The organism is Amycolatopsis sp. NPDC031561 (genome assembly GCF_055580625.1).
On sequence record NZ_JBVILA010000015.1, the window covers coordinates 22250 to 39940 of the forward strand.

Below are 17691 nucleotides of genomic sequence, written 5' to 3' on the forward strand. Positions count from 1 at the left end.
CGCCCGTGCCCGCCTCAGGTACCCAGCCGGTAGCCCGCGCCGGGCACCGTGTGGATCACCCGTGGTGCGCCGAGTTTCTTCCGCAACGTCATCACCGTGACCCGCACCGTGTTCGTGAACGGGTCGGCGTGTTCGTCCCATGCCTTCTCCAGCAGCTCTTCCGCGCTGACGGCCCGTCCCTCGGCCCGCAGCAACACTTCCAGGACGGCGAACTCCTTGGGAGACAACGACAAGGGCCGTCCGTCCCGTGACGCGAACCGCTTCGCCGGGTCCAGTTCGACGCCGGCCCGGTCCAGCACCGGCGGTAGCGCCGGACGGGCTCGCCGGGCCAGCGCGTGCACCCGGGCGACGAGTTCGGCGAAGGCGAACGGCTTGGTGAGGTAGTCGTCCGCGCCGAGGCCGAGCCCGTCGACGCGGTCACGGATGCCCGCCGCGGCCGTGAGCATCAGCACGCGCGCCTCCCCGTCTCCTCCGGCGATCTTCCGGCAGACCTCGTCGCCGTGCACCAACGGGAGGTCACGGTCGAGCAGTACGACGTCGTACCGGTGGACCGCGACGCGTTCGAGCGCGGCATCGCCGTCGTAGCAGACGTCCACCGCCATGCCCAGGTGCCGCAGACCTTCGGTGATGGAGTCCGCCAGCATCCGTTCGTCTTCGGCCACGAGTACGCGCATCAACCATTCCCCACGTGGCCCAGTAGAACGCCGGACGGATAAAGGCCCGATAAAAGCCGATCTTAACGGCCCGGGATCACCGGCTGGCTAGACCTGCCGCATGATCTTCAACGGAAAGAGCGTCGGGACGGCCGGATCCGTGCTGATCTCGCTCGGCGCGTTCGGGGCGGGTGCCACCTTGCGGCACGGTCCCGTGCTGCCCGGGCACGTGCGTGCGCTCGCCACCGCCGTGCTGTACCTCGGTCTCGCCCTGCTTCTGGTGGCTTGGGTCCGGTTAGGACACTTGACACGCGCGGGGCGGACGAGCGCGCGCGAGGTCGTGCGGACGGCCTGGCTGTGGTCCGTCCCGCTGTTGTGCGCGCCGCCGTTGTTCAGCACCGATCTGTACACCTACCTCGCGCAGGGCGCGGTGGCACACGCCGGCCTCGATCCGTACACGCACGTTCCCGCCGAAGTTCCCGGTCCGATCACCGCCAACGCCACCGGCGACTGGTCGTACATTCCGTCGCCGTACGGGCCACTGCACCTCCTGATCGTGAAGAGCGTTCTCGCCGTGACCGGCGAGAACCTGGTCCTCGGTGCTTTCCTGACCCGGCTGGCGATGGTGGCAGGGTTGGCCTTGCTCTGTTTCGCGGTGCCTGTCCTGTGCCGTCATCTCGGCGCCCGGCCGGAAGGCGCGCTGTGGCTGACGGTGGCGAATCCGCTGCTGGTGCTCTGCGTGGTTTCGGGCGGGCACAACGACTTACTGATGGCCGGACTGCTCGCGGCCGGCGCGGCGCTCGTGCTTTCTCATGCGCCGGTGGCCGGGTTCGCGTCGGTCGCGCTGGCCGCGGCGGTGAAGGTTCCCGCGGCAGTGGCGTTGCCGTTCCTGGTGTGGGTGTGGGTGGCGAAAAGATCAGGCGGACCGGTTTCGCCGCGTGGGTTCTTCGCCGTGTGCGCGGCAGCTGTGTCCATTGTGGTCGTCACGTTCGGGTTGTGCTCCGTCGTCGCCGGGGTCGATCTCGGCTGGATTCGGGCGATGAGCGGGAATTCGCGGCTGGAACCCTGGCTGTCGATCCCGACCGCGTTCGGCAAGCTCGGCAGGGCGGTGCTGCCCGGCTCCGTGGACGCCGTCGCGGCGTGCCGGATCGCGGGCTTGGCCGCCCTCGCCGTTTTGGTGACGTGGCTGTGGTGGCGTTCACGGGCGGGCGGTGCGGCGGCGGTTCGCGGCGCCGCGCTGGCACTGCTGGCGACGGTCGTACTGGCGCCGGTGGTCTTTCCCTGGTACTTCGCCTGGCCGCTGGTGCTCGGGGCGGCGGCCGCGTGGACGGTCCCGCGTATCGCTGTCGCGGCCGCCGTCTCGACCTGGCTTGTCGTGAGCACCCACCCCGACGGGGCGACTCTGCTGCCGCCGTGGGGATTCGGGGTGCTGGCGGTGGTTTCGGCGGGCGTCGGCGTGCTGACGGCGTATGGCCCGGAGAAGAGGACACGAACTGACCGCATCTCCTGCGATAGTTTGTCGCAACCCCTTCGACGGTGAGGAATTCGTGACCCGATGACCGTATTGGACACCCGGGCACTCAACCGGGCGACGCTGGCCCGGCAGCTGCTGCTCGATCGCGCCGACACGCCGGTCCTCGACGCCGTCGCGCACCTGTGCGGCCTGCAAGCGCAGGAGCCGCAGGGACCGTTCGTCGGGCTCTGGTCGCGGCTGCGCGCGTTCGACCCGGCGGCGCTCTCCGACCTGCTGACCGGACGGCGGGTGGTGCGGACCCATCTCATGCGCCGCACCGTGCACCTCCTGACCGCGGAGGACGTTCTCGCCTGGCGCGCTCGCCACGATCCGATGCTGCTTCAGCGGGTTCTCGGGGTCTATCGCCGTGAGCTCGACGGGGTGGACCTCGACGAGCTCGCGGAGGCGGGGCGCGCGGTGCTGGCGGCCGGCGAGCCCCGGTCGATGAGCGAACTCGCGCGGGCGGTGGCCGAACGCTGGCCGGAGCCGGGGACGCGGGCATTGGGGGAGGTGCTGGTCGCCGCGCTCATCCCGATGGTGCAGCTGCCGCCGCGCGGACTGTGGCGGACGAAGGCGGGAGTCCGCAACGCCATGGTGTCCTCCTGGTTGGGGCGCGACGTCGACCAGGCCTCTTCGGACGGTGCCGATCCGGTGGGCCAGGTCTTGGTCCGGCGTTATCTGGCCGCGTTCGGTCCCGCGGCCACGGCCGATCTGCGTGCCTGGTGCGGTGTGGCCGGATTGCCCGCCGCCGTGGCGGCGATGCGGGAAGAGCTGGTGTCCTTCCGCGACGAACGCGGCCGGGAGCTGCTGGATCTGCCCGAGGCGCCACGTCCCGGCGCCGACATCCCCGCCCCGGTGCGGTTCCTGCCCGCGTTCGACAACGCGATCCTCGGCTATCACGACCGCGGCCGGATCATCGACGACGTCCACCGTGGGCTGTCGGTCGCCGGTGAACGCGTCGTCCTGGTCGACGGCCGGGTCGCCGCGAAGTGGACGGTCGTGGACGGCACCGTGGTCGTCACCCCGTTGCGGGAGCTGGCCCGCGCCGACCGCGCCGCGATCGCGGATCAGGGACAGGAACTGGCGTCGTTTCTCTCCGATAAGGACAGTGACCGCGTCGAAATCGTGTCTCGCTGAGATATCGGCGGGCGGACGACGTTGCGACATTCGGTGAATACTCGCCGGTGAACTCCGGACGAACTCGATTTTCGTCCGGCGAGGTGAGCACGGAAAACGCAGGAATATCCGGCGCCTCTCACGCCAAAGAGTGAGAGGCGCCGAAAGTCCTTCAACAGGACGGCGCAGTGCGGACATGGTCTGCGTAGCCCGCTTTCACGCCGATGACTCGTTGAGCGCCTTGACATACGGCGCTCCGGGTGACATCCGGGTCAAGCGCTAACGAAAAGCCGGGTATTCCGTCTTTCTCAGGCAACCCACAGGAATTCCGGCCGCCGCCGGGTCTCGAAAGGGAAGTCCATGACGCGAAGACCACTGCTCGTCGTTTTGACCGCCGTGACGGCGATGCTCGCCTCCACCGCGGTCGCCGCCGCGGCCCCACCGGGGGTGGACCCGGCCACGGTCGACCTCACCCTCGACGCGGGGCAGAGCACGACCGTGACCAAGAACGTGACGACCTCGGCGGTGCCGCCGAACCCCGACCTGGTCCTGCTCGCGGACACCACGGGCAGCATGGGCGGACCGATCGGCAACGTGCGGGCGAACGCCAACGCCATCACCGGTGACGTGCTCGCCGCGCAGCCGACCGCGCAATTCGGCGTCGCCGAGTACAAGGACTTCACCGACTCGGTGCCGTTCAAGGTCAATCAGGGCATCACCGGGAACACCGCCGCGGTCCAATCCGGCATCAACCAGTGGGTGGCGTCGGGCGGCGGCGACACGCCGGAAGCGAACCTGAACGCCCTGTTCCAGCTGGCCACCGGCGCGGTCACCTTCCGGCCGGACGGCACCCGCATCATCGCGTGGTTCGGCGACGCGCCGTCGCACGATCCGAGCGGCGGGCACACCCTGGCGCAGACCATCGCGGCACTGCAGGCGGCGAAGATCCGCGTGGTCGCCGTCAACGTCGGCGGCCTCGACGCCACCGGGCAGGCCAGCGCGATCACCTCGGCAACGGGTGGTGTGCTGCTGAACAACGTCCCCGCGGGCCAGGTCTCCCAGGCCATCCTGGACGGCATCAAGTCCATCGAGGTCACGGTGACCCCGACGGTGACCAGCTGCGATCCGCAGCTCACCGTCACGAACGTCCCCAGCAGCGTCAAGGTGACCAGCGGCGACGTCGCCACGTTCACCGAGACGATCGCGGCGTCGGCGAGTGCCGCTCCCGGCACCTACCACTGTGTGGTCGACTACCAGGTCGACGGCATTTCGCGCGGATACATCGAGACCACGACCGTGCGCGTGTTCGGCTTGAGCGTCGACGACGTGACGGTCAACGAAGGCTCGGGTGGTGCCCCGGTCCCGGCGACCTTCACGGTGTCGCTGCTCGGCGGCCCGAGCCCGAATCCGGTGACGGTCCAGTACTCGACGGCCAACGGCACCGCGACCGCGCCCGCCGACTACTCGACGGCCAGTGGCACGGTGACCTTCGCACCCGGCGAGACGACCAAACCGGTGACCGTCCAGGTCGTCCCGGACACCGTCGACGAGCCGAACGAGACGTTCACGGTGAACCTCTCGGCCCCGTCGGGCGCGGGCCTCGTCGATCCGGCCGGTGTCGGCACGATCCTCGACGACGATCGTGACGGCGTCTTCTCCTGCACGGGAACGGCGGCGAACGTGCTCGGCGTGATCGTGGCCCAGGCCAACCCGGCGAACCTGCCTTGTGCCGACGACTCCCGCACCGTCGCGGCCGCGACGCTCAACGCGGGCCTGATCAAGGTGGACACCCAGGTGCTGACCGCGTCGACCGATCTCACGCCGGACAACCAGTCGGTGGCCCCGGCCGTGGGCGATCGCGCGCTGGCGTCGGCCAAGATCGACAAGACGGTGATCAGCACGCTCGGGCTGACCGTCGAACTCGGCGTGATCCAGTCGCAGGCCACGGCGACCTGCCAGCCGGCGCCGGGCGGTCTCGCCCCGGTCCTGGCGGGCAGCTCGAACGTCGCCTCGCTGAAGATCAACGGCCAGGCGATCGCGGTGGGCTCGGCCCCGTTGACCATCCCTCTGGTCATCGGTTCGCTGAAGCTCAACGGCCAGACCGTGGCGAACGGCGTCGTCAAGCAGCAGGCCGTCGCGCTGGAAACCGTGCTCACGAAGATCGTGCTCGCGGAATCCCAGGCCGACGTGCACGGCACCGCCGCACATCCGGCGGGCAACCCTTGCCGCCGCTGATCCGGTGAAGCCGGCCGGGGCGGACGGGATTCCTGTCCGCCCCGGCCGGTGTGTCAGGAAAGAGCCTTGACCGCCGCCGCCGTGGCGTCCGCGAGGAGCTTGTTGTCGATCTTGGCGTCCGCGGTGGCCCGGTCGGTCAGGACCGAGATGACGATCGGGGCCCGGTTCGGCGGCCACACGACACCGATGTCGTTGCGTGTTCCGTAGCCCGCCGTGCCGGTCTTGTCGGCGACCGGCCAGCCGGGGACCCCGGCGCGGATGTTCGTGTCGCCGGTGGTGTTGGCGCGCATGATGTCGACGAGAACCTTGCGTTTGTCCTCGGGAAGCACGTCGCCGAGGGCGAAGGCGCGCAAGCTCACGGCGAGGGCGCGAGGCGTGCTCGTGTCCCGGAGATCTCCTGGAGCGGTGTCGTTGAGCAAGGGTTCGATCCGGTCGGCGTGGCTCGTGGTGTCGCCGATCCCGCGCAGTACCGCGTTGAGGCCCTCGGGGCCGCCGAGTTCGCGGAAGAGCAGGTTGCCGCCGGTGTTGTCGCTGTAGCGAAGGGTGGCGTCGATGACAGCACGCAGCGGCATACCGGTCGCGACGTGCTTCTCGGTCACCGGCGAGTTGGAAACCAGGTCCTTTTGGCTGTAGGTGACCGTCCGGTCCAGATCGGCGAGTGACGTCCGCTGCAGGACACCGCCCGCGGTGAACACCTTGTGCGTCGAGGCGTAGGCGAACCGCTCCTCGGAGCGGAAGGCGACCTCGCGGCCGGTCGCCGTGTCCACCGCGTACACCCCGAGCCTGGCGGCGAAGGCGCGTTCCAGCTGCTCGAAGTCGGCTCGCCCGTCCGCGGCGACCGGGGTGGCGGCGGGGGCGGCGGCAGGCGGCTGCGCGGGAGCGGGCGTGGAACACGCGGCGAGTGACACGACCGAGAGCGCCAGGAGCGCGGCTCGGCCTGTCCACCGGCGAGAAGTGACGGACACGGTGATTCCTTTCAAGATCGTTCGATGTCCGCAGTCTGGCCATCGCCGTTCATGCTGTCCAAGACATGAATGGCCTGTTCCATGCGAAAGCCGCATAGTATGTGGTCGTGGACCTGATCGGCAGCTGCCGGGCGTTCGTGAGCGTGAGTGAGGCCGGGACCTTCACCGCGGGAGCCGCGCTCGCCCGCATCCCCCAACCGGTGGCGAGCCGTCGGATCGCCGCGCTGGAACGGCACTTCGGCGAGCGGCTGTTCGACCGCTCCACCCGGCGCGCCCGGCTCACCCCGTTCGGCAGGGACATGTTGCCGTCGGCGAAGCGGCTGGTGACCCTGGCCGACGCCATGCAGCACGACGCGCAACGCGCCAAACTGCGTCCGCTGCGGCTCGCGATGCCGGAAACCTGCACCACTCGCGAACTCGCCGAACTCGACGCGGCGGCACGGGCGCTGGACGTCTTCCTGGAATTCCGGCAGGCCCCGCCGCGGGAACGGGCCGAACTCGTGCGCACCCAAGAGGTCCGTGCGGCTCTCACGGCCGTTCCGTTCGAAGAGGGTGCATGGCGAGTCCCTCTCGGTGTCGCCGGTGGAGGCAGGCCCCGAACGGGTTCGTTCCACCTGGAAACACTGCGTGTCGGCCGGTCCGGCCGGACGCCCCGGCGGGTCTGGATCCAGCCGGAGGACGACGTCCCGCATCTCCGCGACCGCTTGTTCCGGATCCGCGACTCGGTGGGGTTGCGGCCGGCGCAGGTCGCCGTCGCCGATTCGCTGACAGCGGCCGCGGCGGCCGTGTTCGGCTCGGACGATCTGCTGCTGTGTTCGACGGCCCAGGCCACCGAACTCGGCCTGGCCTGGCAGCCCATCGGGGAGATCCGGCTCGCCCGCGGTTTCGAGATCACGGCGGGGCTCGGCGAGGACGCGCAGCGGCTCCGTGCACGTTTGTGGTCCGACATCGCCCGGTGTCTCGGCGCGGACGAAACCGAGGAGACGACATGAACGCGGAAACGCTGCTCTCGCGGTTGCGCGCCGAACTGGACGACGGCGGGCTGCGGGGCTCGTTCCTGGTACGCGACCTGCGGACCGGGTATGAGATCGGCATCGACCCCGACCTGGAGTTCCCGAGCGCCTCGCTGGTGAAGATCCCGCTCGCCGCGGCGACCCTGGAGCGGATCCGCCGGGGCGAACTCGACGGTTCGGCGCCGATCGACGTCCAGCCGGGCCGCTCCACCGCGCCCGGGCCGACCGGGCTGACCCGGTTCCGGCATCCGGCCAGGGTGGCGATCGACGACCTGCTCTACCTCAGCATGGCCATCAGCGACGAAACCGCGGCCGACACCCTCTTCGCGCTGACGTCGCCCGCCGAAGTCACCAGGATGACGCGCGACTGGGGAGTTTCCGGGATCACCGCGCGGCATTCGGTCGCGGACCTCAGTGACACGCCCGCGGAACGCTTCGACCCCACGGACGTCCACCTCGCGCACGCCCTCGCGATCAACGCGGGCACCGCGGGGCAAGGACATCCCGTTCCCCAGCTCGACGTCACGCGCGCGAGTTCCGGCTCGGCCCGCGCGTTCACGGGCCTGCTCGAAGCGCTGTGGACACCGTCCAAAGTGGACGACGGGGTGGCGTCGAGGGTGCGTGAACTGATGGGGCTCAATCTGTTGCGTCAACGGCTGAGTCCCGACTTCGTCTCCGATGCCACGAAATGGTCGTCGAAGACGGGCACGCTGCTGAACCTGCGGCACGAGGTCGGGGTGGTCGAACACGCCGACGGCGGCATCTACGCGATCGCCGCGCTGACCGAATCCCGGGTGCCCGCGGCGATCCAGCCGGAGGCCGAGGTGCTGATGGCCCGTGTGGCGCGGGCTCTGCGCGACCACCTGCGCGCAGGGTGACGCAGGACACGGCACTGGGTGTCACGGTCTCGACCTCTGTCCGGTCCACAAGGAAAGGACCGCGAACTGGAGGATCGGATGAAGGTCGTCATCGTGTGTGTTTCGGTGTCCCACGGCAACACGGAAAAGGTCGCCGAGGTCATGGCGGGGGTACTCGGCGCCCGTGTCGTCAGTCCCGAGGAGGTCGACCTCGCCGACCTCGATTCCTGCGATCTCGTGGGGTTCGGATCGGGGATCTTCGGCATGGACTTCCATCCGCGGCTGAGCCGGTTCGTGCGGGAGATGCCGGAGAAGCGGGGACGGAAGGCGTTCGTGTTCAGCACGAGCGGTCTTCCGGAGCCGCGATTCCGGCGCTACACCCGGCGTCTGTCGCGGCTTCTGGGCCGGAAGGGGTTCGACGTGGTGGGTGCCTTTTCTTGCCGGGGCTTCGACACCTGGCTCCCGTTCAAACTCGTCGGCGGGATCAGCAAGAACCGCCCGGGCACGGCTGATCTCGACGCCGCGCGGCGCTTCGCCGAGAGCCTCGGGGGTTGATCGAGTCCGATCCGGGGTACTCGAATGTCGATGAGCACGGCAACTTTGGCGGTTTTCGCCGGTGTGGTCATGGTCGCCTACGTGATCCCCGGACCGGACTGGGTGGTGATCCTTCGCCATTCGGCCCGGAGCCGCCCGGCGGGACTTGTGGCGGCGGCGGGTGTGCAGTGCGGCCTCGCGGTGCACATGGCCGCCGCGGCCTTTGGTGTCTCGACTGCGCTGTTGCACAGCGCGGTGGCCTTCACCGTGCTCAAGATCGTCGGCGCGGCTTACCTCGTCTACCTGGGCGCACAGGCGCTGTGGAGGTCTTGGCACGACAGCGGTTCCAGGAAGACCGAGAAGGAGGAACCGCTGCCTGAAAGGATTTTCCGCCAGGCGTTCCTGTCCAACGTGCTCAACCCGAAGGCCGCCCTGTTCTTCGTGAGCGTGCTGCCGCAGTTCGTCGACCGGGAGGCCGCGGTGACCCCGCAGGTGCTCACCCTCGGCCTGCTCGACATCGGCCTGGGGGTCCTGTGGTGGGGCCTGTTCGTCCTGCTCACCGCCCGGCTTTCGGGTCTCATGCGCCGGAGCGGCCCGCGCAAAGTACTTGACCGGGTCACGGGCACCGCGCTCGTCGGACTCGGTGGCGCGCTGGCGGCCACGAACTGATCGCCGCGTTTGCGCGCCGCCGGACCCGGGTATCAGCGGCATGTGCTCGACCCATCGCCTGATCTCGCCGCGCACTTCCCGGAACTGAGGGACCAACGCCTCGTCGTCGACTACGAGGACGCCGACGACCCGGTCCTGCGCCGCCCGGACGGCTCCCCGATCGACACGTGGCGGGAGAACTATCCGTACCCGGCGCGGATGTCGCGCGAGGAATACGACGTGGTGAAACGGTCGCTGCAGATCGAACTGCTGAAGCTGCAGTACTGGATCAAGGACACCGGCGGCCGCATGGTGATCCTGTTCGAGGGACGGGACGCGGCGGGCAAGGGCGGCACCATCAAGCGGTTCACCGAACATCTCAACCCGCGCGGCGCGAGGGTGGTGGCGCTGAACAAACCCTCCGAGCGTGAGCAGGGTGAGTGGTATTTCCAGCGGTACGTGAACCATCTGCCCACCGAGGGCGAGATCGTGCTGTTCGACCGGTCCTGGTACAACCGCGCCGGTGTCGAACGGGTGATGGGTTACTGCGCGGACGACCAGTACGAACGGTTCATGCGGCAGGCGCCGACCTTCGAGCGGATGCTCGTCGACGACGGGATCATCCTGGTGAAGCTGTGGTTCTCGGTGTCGAAATCCGAGCAGCGCACCCGGTTCCTGATCCGGCAGGTCGACCCGGTGCGCCAGTGGAAGCTGAGTGCCAACGACGTCGAATCGCTGGACCGCTGGGACGCCTACACCGAGGCGAAGGTCGCGATGTTCCGTTCCACCGACACGGAGATCGCGCCGTGGACGGTGGTCAAGAGCAACGACAAGAAACGCGCGCGGGTCGAGGCGATGCGCAGCGTGCTCGCGCGCGTCGACTACGCTGACAAGGACAAGGACACCGTCGGTGAGCCGGATCTGAAGGTGGTCGGCGCCGCGGCGACCCTCCTGGAAGAGGGGGAGGACGAAGCGTCGCTCAGCCCGACCCCGATCGCGCGGCTGGAGAACCCCGATCACGGGCCGGGCCTGCATCCGTAATCGGGCGAGTCTCCCTAGGCAGCGACGTGCGTCCGGTGAGGCGTGGGTCCAGTACCCTGCGGCGCCGCGCTGCTGTCTACCGGGCAAGGCGTGAAGGTCGAGTTTCTCCGGCTGAGCCGAGGGAAGGGGTCCTTCACGCGCCACCCTTGTGACTTCACGGACCACGGTCCTGACCCAGCCGCCGTAGGTACCCTGGTCGCCCCGCCCGGCAAACGTGAGCAACCCGCCCCGCCGGCCGCGCAAGCCCTGGTCCGGACGCCTCCCGTGAGCCGGTGAAAGCGAGTACCCAAGAACTGAGGAAATACTCATAATAGTGTCATGACCTGCGAAAACATCTGGGGCGCGAAGTGATCCCACGCCTCCAGACCCCGACCTCGCGCAAGATGATCACGCTCGAAGTGAAGGAGCGCGTCAGCCTGAGCCCGAACTTCACGTCGGTCACCCTCGGCGGCCCGGCCTTGAAGGACCTCGTCGTGACCGGCGCGGATCAGACGGTGCGGCTGTTCTTCCCTCGCGAAGGTCAGCACCGCCTGCGGATGCCCAGCTTCTCGAACGAGGCCTGGATGCCGGAGCTGATGCTGCTGCCCAAGTCGGTCCGGCCCTGGGTGCGCACCCTCACCATCCGCCGGGCGAGGCCCGCCGACGACGAGGTCGACATCGAGTTCGCACTCCACGGCAGCTCGCCGATGAGCGACTGGGTACGGCGGGTGAAGCCAGGGGATCCGGCCGGCATTTTCGACATGGGCACGACCTACCGGCCACCGGACGACGTCGGCAGGCAGTTGATCGTCGCCGACGAGAGTGCTCTTCCCGCCGCGTTGGCGATTCTCGACGACGCCCCGGAATCCCTTGCCGCGGAAGTCTTCCTGGAAGTGCCCACCGCCGCCGACATCCGCCGGCACGAGAGCACCGACGGCGTCCGCGTCCATTGGCTCAGCCGGGACGATCCGGGACGTCGTCCGGGAAGTCTCGCGCTCGAGGCGGTCCAGCAGGCGTCGCTGCCGCCCGACCGGTTCTATACGTGGGTCGCGGGGGAGTCCCGTCTCGCGACGGCGGTGCGCCGCCACCTGGTGTCCGAGCGGGGTGCGGTGAAAGCGGACATCGCTTTTGCCGGATATTGGCGACACGGCTGGTCGAGCCCTGGCTGAACTCGGCGGTGTCGGTATCCTGCCATGTCGGGTATCCGCCATCACCCGGACGTGTAGGAAACCTGATCACCTGTCTTTACTTCACGTACGGACGTCGGGGGCTCCTGTCGAAAGGGATCATGGTGATCAGTAGTACGAGAAAGACGCGGAGAGGCACGGTGGCGGTGATCGCCGGCGCCTTCCTGGCTTCGGGCCTGGTGCTGGCTCCCGCGGCGGGTGCGGCTCCCTCCGCCAAGGCCGACCCGGACACCGCGGCGCTCGCGGGCGCGCTGACCAAGCAGGCCGTGGCCTGGGGCGAGTGCTCGTTCCCCTCGGTGGCTCCGGCGACGGAAGCCGCGCTGAAGAAGGTCAAGGGGCTCGCCTGCGCCACCATCCAGGTGCCGCGTGACTGGCACGACCCGCAGGACGGCAACACCATCGGCGTCCGTGTCTCCAAGACCGCGACCGCGTACCCCGGCACGGGACGGCAGGGGATCGCGCTGGTCAACCCGGGTGGACCCGGCGGCGAGGGCCTGCCGTGGGGTGCCGCGATGGCGATGCGCAGCCCGGTGCTGGCCTCGCAGTACGACTTCGTCGGCTTCGATCCGCGCGGCGTCGGTCTGAGCACCCCGCTGACCTGTACCTACACCGTCCCGGACAGCACGGATCAGAACGTGATCAGCCGGGCGAAGGTCGACGGCTGCCTGAAGAACCCGCTGACGAAGTTCATCACCACCGAGCAGACCGCGTACGACATGGACTTCATCCGGGTGCTGCTCGGCGAGAAGAAGACCAGCTACATCGGTTACTCGTACGGCACGTGGCTCGGCACCTGGTACGCCACCACGTTCCCGAGCAAGGCGCACCGGTTCCTGCTCGACTCGTCGACCGACGCGAGCCGCTCGACGCTCGAGAAGACCTGGGACCTGCAGCCGCGCAGTCGTGACCGCCAGTTCCAGGAGGCGCTGCTGCCGTACATGGCGCGCAACGACGCCAAGTACAAGACGGGCACCGACCCGCTCGAGATCCGCCGCAACTGGGAGAAGGCGGGCGGCACCCGGGAGTTCGCGGGCATGCTCTACGCCGCCTGGTTCATCATCCCGGCGATGTACGACACCACGCAGTACCCGTCGGCCGCTTCCATGGTCGCCGCGCTGGCCAAGAAGCCCGCTACCACCGGAACCGACGCGGAGAAGCTCGAACAGGTCGTCGCCGAGGCGCTGACCACGCCCGGCCTGACCGACGCGAACAAGGCGTTCCTGACCAAGGCCAAGGGCAACGCGCTGGAGGCCATCGCGAAGAAGGACTCGGTCGAGCGCAAGGCCTCCTACCAGGGCGGCGCCGAAGTCGAGACCTGGGACGCCGCGTTCGAGGCGATCCGCTGCCAGGACGGCCAGTGGAACCAGAACCTGCACTACTGGAATTTCTGGCAGGCCGACCTGACCGTGAACGCGCCGTTCATCGCGCCGATCATGGCCCAGTCGGGCGCGCCGCTGTGCGCGTTCTGGCAGACCAACAACGCCAAGCCGGCCCCTGACGCGAAGACGTTCCCGAAGCTGCTGATAGCGCAGACCGAACTGGACGCGGCCACGCCGTACGAGGGTGCGCTCGCCACCGCGAACGGCCTGCCGGGCGCCAAGATGATCAGCGTCGACAACGAAGGCAGCCACGGGATCTTCCCGTACAACACCGACTGCGTCGACGACCCGATCGTCGCCTACTTCCAGACCGGCCTCACCCCGAAGAAGAAGTTCACCGGCTGCCAGGGCCTGCCCCTGCCGGGTGAGGAGAAGACGGTCGAGGTCGGCGGCAACCTCGGGCACGACGGGAAGATCAAGATCAAGATGATCACGCCCCAGGTGCGCAAGGCGAACGAGATCGTCCGTGAACTGCTCGAAGGCACCGCCACTCCGGAGGCCGACGAGAAGGGGATGCCCGCCAACAGCTAGTCCCCGAAGGCGCTGAACGAGACTCCCGCGAGCCGTGCCGGCTCGCGGGAGTCTCTTCGGCGTGGATCTGTGATCCTTTCGTTACCGGTTCAGGCGCACGAACCCGGCGCTTTCCCCCTCAAGAACAGTGAGCGGACACCGTGGTTCCGCGAGGCTTGACATCGATGTCACGCCGTTCAGTCCTGGGGCGGGGGAGGAGAAGCGTCATGCTCGCCGAGTCGCGGGGCCTGTCGATGGAGGCCGAGCAGCTGTATCGGGCCATGCTGGACGGGCGCCCGATCACGCCCGGCGCCGAGCTGGCCGAGCTGGAGCGGTTCGGCCTGGTCCGGGCCGGTGCGACCGGGGTCGAGGTGTGCCCGCCGCGGGCGGCGCTGTCGGCGTTCGCCGCACAGCACGAGGCCGCGGCCATCCGCGCGCGGGAGGCGGCCGAGGTTCTCGGCGCCGCCTACTCGTTGAGGACCGGCCGGGACGCGGACTTCGTCGAGGTGCTGCGCAGCCGGGACGAGGTGATCGCCACCTTCGAGGCCATGCAGACGCAGTCGGGCGTGGACATCGTCGCGCTCGACCCCGGGTCGTACATGAGCCCGAAACCCGAGGTGAGCACGGTGCAGCCGGGATCGATGGCGCGCGGCATCGGCTACCGCGTCGTCTACGACTCGTCCGTGCTCCAAGACGACGACGGCTTCGCCCAGGTGCAGTCGAGTATCGCTCTGGGGGAGCAGGCGAGGGTCTTCCCCAGACTGCCCCTGAAGCTGGTGATCGCCGACAGCAACCGCGCGCTGATCGCCGTCCCGAACTCCGACGCCGGTGACGTGCTGGCGCTGCTGATCCACCCGTCGATGCTGCTGAGCGCGCTGATCGAGCTGTTCGAATCGTTCTGGCGGATGGCCGTGCCGGTGCGGGCGGGCGGTCCGGACGACGCGGAGGCGGCACAGGAGCCGACTCTCGCCACCCGCCGTCTGCTCGCCCTGTTGAGCGGGGGCATGACCGACGAGGCGATCGCCCGCGAGCTCGGCATCAGTGAACGCACGGTGCTCCGGCGGATCAGCCGTCTACAGCAACTACTGGGTGCGCAGACCCGGTTCCAGCTCGGCGCGCAGGCGTCCCGTCAGCGCTGGCTCTGATCGTCCGAAGTGGACTCTTCCGGTGGGCGCGTGCCCAGGAGCTGGTGTGCCCGCAAGGTCATCTGGATCTCCAGGCGCTGCGCGGGGTCCGCGAGACGGTCGCCGAACAGGTCGCTCAGCTGGCTGACCCGGTAGCGCACCGTCTGCGGGTGGATGCCGAGCGCCTGCGCGATGTCCGGCGTGCTCCCGTTGTGCTCCAGCCAGGCCAGCAACGTCTCCGCGAGCCGGATCTGCTGTTTCACCGTCAGGCCGGAGAACGGCGCGAGCACCTTGTTCGACACCTCGTCGAGCAGGAAGCGGTCGAGCAGGAGCCAATGGGTGGCGAGGTGGTCCGAAGTGCGGGTCACCGGCCGGTCTTCGAGTACGCCCCGGCTCACCAGGTCGAGCGTGCTTCTGGCCCAGCGCAGCGAATTCGCGGCGTCGGCAGGGTGGACTCGCGGGCCGACGGCGGCACGCCAGCCCGGCAGCCTGCCGTCGAGGCCGCGCAGATCGCGACCCGGATTCGGGGTGAGCAAACAGGGTTCGTTGCCCTCCAGATCGAGCAGGACGTCATCGGGGACGCGCGGAGCGGGGATCTGGTGTTGTTCGGCGCGTGGGTCGAGCGCGACGACGCAGACCCATTCCGGCATTTCCCACTTCGCGGCCTTCGCCATCGTCGCGATGGTCGCGGGGGAGGATGGAGGAGTGGCGAGGAGCAGTTCGAGCAGCCGTCTCCGTCGCCGTTCGAGCGTGCCCGTCGCGGTCGCCTGCGCGAGGGTGTAGCCCTCCACCGAATGGGACGAGATCTCGTCCACGTAAGCGAAAATCGCCTCCGCGCCGATGCAGAGGACGGCCGGGGGAAGGCGGTGTGCCTGGCCGAACTTCGCCACGTAGCGAAGCGCGGCGCGGCCCCCGGCGCGATAAGCGGCCTGCAGCGTGTTCAGGCTTCCGCCGTCGCGGTGCACGCGCTTGCCGACCTCGACGAACAGCCGTACCCAGTCGTCCGGGGGTGAGCCGAGACCTCCGATGCTGTCGATGCAGCTGACCACCGCCTGCTCGATCGCCCGCACGATGGTCTTGCCGAACTCGCCGTCCAGTGGTTTCCCGTACTCGGGGACGGCCTCTTGGATCTCTTCCAGGATCCGCCGCGCGAGTGGATCGGCGTGCGGCCGGAAGCGCCGGGCCACCTCGGCGGGCAGTGAGCACCAGAGCAGTTGTGCCTGCCCCGCTCCTCGGGGCCGCGGGACGAGATCTCGTCCGGGATTCGTGGCCGTTCGGGTCATGGCTACTCCTTGCCGCACGACGACGTACGCGCACGACATGTACTCACATGGGTGAGGAAGTTGGCAACCGCCGTAGGGGGTTTATGCCGCCGGTACCAAGAAGGGCAGCGAAAATTGTCACTCGGGAGAGGGGTCGCGTTTCGTGAGTGGTAAAGACGGTTCTAACCGTCATTACCACTCACGAGGTGAAATGAAATCGACGCTGGTCATGATCGCGCTCGGGGCGTTCGTCACCACCCTCGACAACACGATCGTCGCGGCGGGCGCGCCTTCGATCGCCCGCGACCTCGGCCTGGATCTGCCCGCCCTGCAATGGGTGAGCATCGGGTACATGCTCCCGTTCGCCGGATTGCTGCCGGTGGCGGGCACCCTGGTGGACCGCTGGGGACAGGCCGCGACCCTGAGGGCCGGGCTACTGGCGTTCGGCGCCGGCGCGGTCGCGGGCGGACTGGCCACGACGGCGTGGCTGGTGATCTCCGCGCGGGTACTGCAGGGCGCCGCCGCGGCGTTCCTCGTGCCGGCCCTGCTCAGCCTGCTTCGCACCAATCTCGACGCGCGAAGACGGGCTGTCGGCGCGACGGTGTGGACGGCCTGTCTCGCGGCCGCGCTGGCGCTCGGCCCGACCCTCGGCGGCGTGCTGAGCGAATACCTGGGCTGGGGCTGGATCTTCTTCGTCAATCTCCCTTTCGTGGCGGCGATGCTGATTTTGCTGCGCCGGGTCGCCACCGCCGGTCGCGATCCGGCGACGGGCAGGCCCGCCGTGCTCTCGATGCTGGTGGTGACCACCGGGATGGTCCTGGTCACCGCCGCCGTGGTGGAACTGGGCGAGGGCGGCGCGCTGCTGCCCGCGGTGCTCGGCGCGGCGGGAACGGGCTTCGCGATCTGGTTCGTGCTCAGGGAAAGACGCGCGCGCGAGCGGCTGGTCCCGGCGGAACTGACCGGTCAACGGGTCTTCGTCGGCGCGCTCACCGTGCAACTGCTGTGGGGTCTGGGGGTTTCGGGCGTCTTCTTCTTCACACCGTTGCTGCACCAGGAATCCCTCGGACTCGGCCCGGTGCTCGCCGGATTGCCGCTGGTCGTGGTGGCGGTCGCGGTCGTCGCGGCGACACCGCTGGTGCCCTGGGCGGTACCGCGATTCGGTCCACATCGGACTGTCGCGGCGGGGCTGGCCACGGTGGCCGCCGGACTGCTCGCGCTCGCCGCGGTCAACCATCTGCCGGAAGTGCCGCCGAGGATCCCCGGGCTGGTGCTGATCGGGGCCGGATCGGCCCTGACGACGCCGCTGACCTCGTACGCATTGGAAATCGTGGCCGAGCGGCACGCTGGCACCGCCTCCGGCCTGCTCACCGCGTCCCGGGAACTGTCGAGCGCGCTGGGTGTCGCGCTGATCGGGACGGTGCTGGCGGTGGTGCGCACGGCGAATCTCGGCGACGGCACGGCGTCCGCGCTGGCGAGTGGCTACACGGCGGGCCTGCTGACCGCGGCGGGGCTGGAACTCCTCGGCGCGCTGCTCGCGCTCCGGCTGCTGAACGACCGGGCCGGCCAAAGTCCGTCCCGAAGTGACAAGCGGGGTACCACGTTTCTCTCTTCCCGGTGAGCATGGCCGCGGCGCCGCCGGTGTTTCCCGCTCCTTTCATTGACACTCTTCCCGGGT

The 17691-nt window shown here is 69.1% G+C and carries 15 protein-coding genes; 12 read left to right on the forward strand and 3 right to left on the reverse strand.

From position 1 onward, the window contains the following. Nucleotides 1-14: 14 nt before the first annotated feature. Nucleotides 15-674: a response regulator transcription factor gene (locus ACZ5IK_RS26425; RefSeq protein WP_465490119.1), complete on the reverse strand. Its 660-nt coding sequence runs from the start codon at nt 672-674 to the stop codon at nt 15-17. Between the two features lie 100 nt (nt 675-774). Between ACZ5IK_RS26425 and mptB the strand changes: the two genes are divergently transcribed. The 3 genes from mptB (at nt 775) to ACZ5IK_RS26440 (ending at nt 5517) form a co-directional block, all read left to right on the forward strand. After that, nucleotides 775-2193 (forward strand): polyprenol phosphomannose-dependent alpha 1,6 mannosyltransferase MptB, encoded by a 1419-nt coding sequence (gene mptB / locus ACZ5IK_RS26430; RefSeq protein WP_465490120.1) that lies wholly within the window; start codon nt 775-777, stop codon nt 2191-2193. A 15-nt stretch (nt 2194-2208) separates the two neighbouring features. Next, complete coding sequence (locus ACZ5IK_RS26435) at nt 2209-3303, forward strand: winged helix DNA-binding domain-containing protein (protein ID WP_465490121.1); 1095 nt, start codon at nt 2209-2211, stop codon at nt 3301-3303. Between the two features lie 339 nt (nt 3304-3642). Beyond that, nucleotides 3643-5517, forward strand: a complete 1875-nt coding sequence (locus ACZ5IK_RS26440) for a Calx-beta domain-containing protein (protein ID WP_465490122.1) — start codon at nt 3643-3645, stop codon at nt 5515-5517. Between the two features lie 53 nt (nt 5518-5570). Here ACZ5IK_RS26440 and bla read toward each other — a convergent pair whose 3' ends face one another. Next, nucleotides 5571-6488 (reverse strand): class A beta-lactamase, encoded by a 918-nt coding sequence (bla, locus tag ACZ5IK_RS26445; RefSeq protein WP_465490275.1) that lies wholly within the window; start codon nt 6486-6488, stop codon nt 5571-5573. Nucleotides 6489-6583: 95 nt separating this feature from the next. Between bla and ACZ5IK_RS26450 the strand changes: the two genes are divergently transcribed. The 8 genes from ACZ5IK_RS26450 (at nt 6584) to ACZ5IK_RS26485 (ending at nt 14775) form a co-directional block, all read left to right on the forward strand. Further along, the gene (locus tag ACZ5IK_RS26450; protein WP_465490123.1) at nt 6584-7474 is read left to right on the forward strand and encodes a LysR family transcriptional regulator; all 891 of its coding nucleotides are present in this window, start codon (nt 6584-6586) and stop codon (nt 7472-7474) included. After that, nucleotides 7471-8373: a serine hydrolase gene (locus ACZ5IK_RS26455; protein WP_465490124.1), complete on the forward strand. Its 903-nt coding sequence runs from the start codon at nt 7471-7473 to the stop codon at nt 8371-8373. The genes ACZ5IK_RS26450 and ACZ5IK_RS26455 overlap by 4 nt, the downstream gene beginning before the upstream one ends. 78 nt (nt 8374-8451) lie before the next feature. Then, a complete protein-coding gene (locus ACZ5IK_RS26460; RefSeq protein ID WP_465490125.1) occupies nt 8452-8907 on the forward strand; it encodes a flavodoxin family protein in 456 nt (151 codons plus the stop codon). A 30-nt stretch (nt 8908-8937) separates the two neighbouring features. Then, nucleotides 8938-9555 (forward strand): LysE family translocator, encoded by a 618-nt coding sequence (locus ACZ5IK_RS26465; protein ID WP_465490126.1) that lies wholly within the window; start codon nt 8938-8940, stop codon nt 9553-9555. Between the two features lie 42 nt (nt 9556-9597). Further along, nucleotides 9598-10575, forward strand: a complete 978-nt coding sequence (gene ppk2, locus ACZ5IK_RS26470; RefSeq protein WP_465490127.1) for a polyphosphate kinase 2 — start codon at nt 9598-9600, stop codon at nt 10573-10575. Between the two features lie 347 nt (nt 10576-10922). After that, the gene (locus ACZ5IK_RS26475) at nt 10923-11723 is read left to right on the forward strand and encodes a siderophore-interacting protein (RefSeq protein ID WP_465490128.1); all 801 of its coding nucleotides are present in this window, start codon (nt 10923-10925) and stop codon (nt 11721-11723) included. 158 nt (nt 11724-11881) lie between these two features. Further along, nucleotides 11882-13651 carry an alpha/beta hydrolase gene (locus ACZ5IK_RS26480; RefSeq protein WP_465490129.1) on the forward strand — a complete coding sequence of 590 codons (1770 nt, stop codon included), beginning with the start codon at nt 11882-11884 and terminating at the stop codon, nt 13649-13651. A gap of 206 nt (nt 13652-13857) precedes the next feature. Continuing rightward, complete coding sequence (locus tag ACZ5IK_RS26485) at nt 13858-14775, forward strand: helix-turn-helix transcriptional regulator (RefSeq protein ID WP_465490130.1); 918 nt, start codon at nt 13858-13860, stop codon at nt 14773-14775. On the opposite strand, the gene ACZ5IK_RS26490 is transcribed toward ACZ5IK_RS26485, so the two are convergent. Beyond that, nucleotides 14760-16037, reverse strand: a complete 1278-nt coding sequence (locus ACZ5IK_RS26490) for a PucR-like N-terminal domain-containing protein (protein WP_465490131.1) — start codon at nt 16035-16037, stop codon at nt 14760-14762. The two genes, ACZ5IK_RS26485 and ACZ5IK_RS26490, sit on opposite strands and share 16 nt — an antisense overlap. A 190-nt stretch (nt 16038-16227) precedes the next feature. Here ACZ5IK_RS26490 and ACZ5IK_RS26495 point away from each other — a divergent pair, with 190 nt between their 5' ends. Beyond that, on the forward strand, nt 16228-17634 hold the full coding sequence (locus tag ACZ5IK_RS26495) for an MFS transporter (protein WP_465490132.1): 1407 nt from the start codon (nt 16228-16230) through the stop codon (nt 17632-17634). Nucleotides 17635-17691 lie beyond the last annotated feature (57 nt).